The 1,395-nt window shown below is 68.0% G+C and carries 3 protein-coding genes; all 3 read left to right on the top strand.

Features of this window, described 5'->3' with window-relative positions; genetic code table 11:
* On the top strand, window positions 1–304 hold a 304-nt coding region (locus Q8Q85_14800; protein MDP3775526.1), incomplete at its 5' end, for an ABC transporter permease subunit.
* Window positions 301–1,104: a peptidoglycan editing factor PgeF gene (gene pgeF / locus Q8Q85_14795; protein MDP3775525.1), complete on the top strand. Its 804-nt coding sequence runs from the start codon at window positions 301–303 to the stop codon at window positions 1,102–1,104. The genes Q8Q85_14800 and pgeF, both read left to right, overlap by 4 nt.
* The coding region (locus Q8Q85_14790; protein ID MDP3775524.1) for a YggS family pyridoxal phosphate-dependent enzyme at window positions 1,101–1,395 on the top strand (295 nt) is incomplete at its 3' end. The genes pgeF and Q8Q85_14790, both read left to right, overlap by 4 nt.

The following is a 1,395-nucleotide window of genomic DNA, read 5'->3' as shown; positions in this document are numbered from 1 at the left end:
GATCGACCCGGGGCCGATCGAGGCCATCACCGCCACGGGCGCCAGCCCGCTCCAGGTGGTGCGGTACGCGGTGGTGCCGCAGATCGTCCCGCCCTTCATCGCGTTTACCATCTACCGATGGGATATCAACGTGCGAATGTCCACGGTCATCGGGATGGTCGGCGGCGGCGGCGTGGGATTCCTGCTCATCCAGTACATCAACCTCCTGCAGTGGCGGCAGGCCGCGACCGCGGTCTGGGGCATCACGATTGTCGTCGCGGCCATGGACTATTTTAGCGCCAAGGTCCGCGAGAAGGTCGTGTGACCCGCCCCCATCTCCTGTTCGCCGGGAACCTGCGCGCCGCCGGCATTCCGCACGCCTTTAGCACCCGCCAGGGCGGATCGAGCGCGGGTCCTTTTGCGTCCCTGAATCTCGGCCGCGGCGTCAACGACGATCCGGAGACGGTCGCGACGAATCGCCGCGCGGTGCTGCGGGCGCTCGGACTGAATCCTGTGCAGCACGTGGAAGCGGATCAGGTGCATGGAGCGGTGGTGGCGGTGGTCGGTACCGCCGATGCCGGACGATCTATTGTCGGCGCAGATGGCCTTGCCACGGCCGATCCGGGCTTGGCGCTGGCGATCCACGCCGCGGACTGCGTGCCTCTGCTCCTCGCCGACCCGAAGCGGCGCGTGGTTGCGGCGCTGCACGCGGGATGGAAGGGAACCGCCGCGGGGATCGCCGTCGAAGGCGTGCGCGTCCTGGCGGATCGCTTCAAGAGCGACCCTCGGGATCTGCTCGTTGCGATTGGTCCCAGCATCGGTCCCTGCCACTATGAGGTGGACGAGCCGGTGATGGAGCGGATGCGGCGGTGGAGGTGGTGGCCGGAGATCGCGGTCGCGAACGGCCGGCAGCGCTGGCAGCTGGATCTCCGCGATGCATGCCGCAGGCAGTTGTTGGACGCCGGCGTCTTGGCTCGGCGCATCGAGGTCCTGGACCTTTGCACATACGACCATCCAGACCTGTTCTATTCGTACCGGCGAGACCGCGTTACCGGTCGCATGGCGGCTGTCGTTGCGGTTCCGACAGCGGTCAGGCGGGCGCCGCAGAGCTCCGGCTCGGTGTGACCGATGTCGCCGCCAGTGTCGCGCTCGTACGCGGGCGCATCGCGGCCGCGGCAACACGCTCCGGCCGCCGGCCCGAGGACGTCAGGTTGATTGCGGTTACGAAGGATGTGGATGCGGAGCACATCCGGGCTGCCATCGCCGCCGGCGTAGTAGAGTTGGGCGAGAATCGCGTGCAGGAGGCGCGCCGCAAGATCGGGGCCCTCGGGCGAGGGCCCCGCTGGCACATGGTGGGTCATCTGCAGCGCAACAAAGCCTCCGAGGCAGCCGCGATGTTTGACGTGATCCATTCGA

The organism is Gemmatimonadales bacterium (assembly GCA_030697825.1).
Lineage (GTDB): Bacteria > Gemmatimonadota > Gemmatimonadetes > Gemmatimonadales > JACORV01 > JACORV01.
Note: the sequence above shows the minus strand (reverse complement) of the source record. Positions and strands in the feature narration are given on the sequence as shown.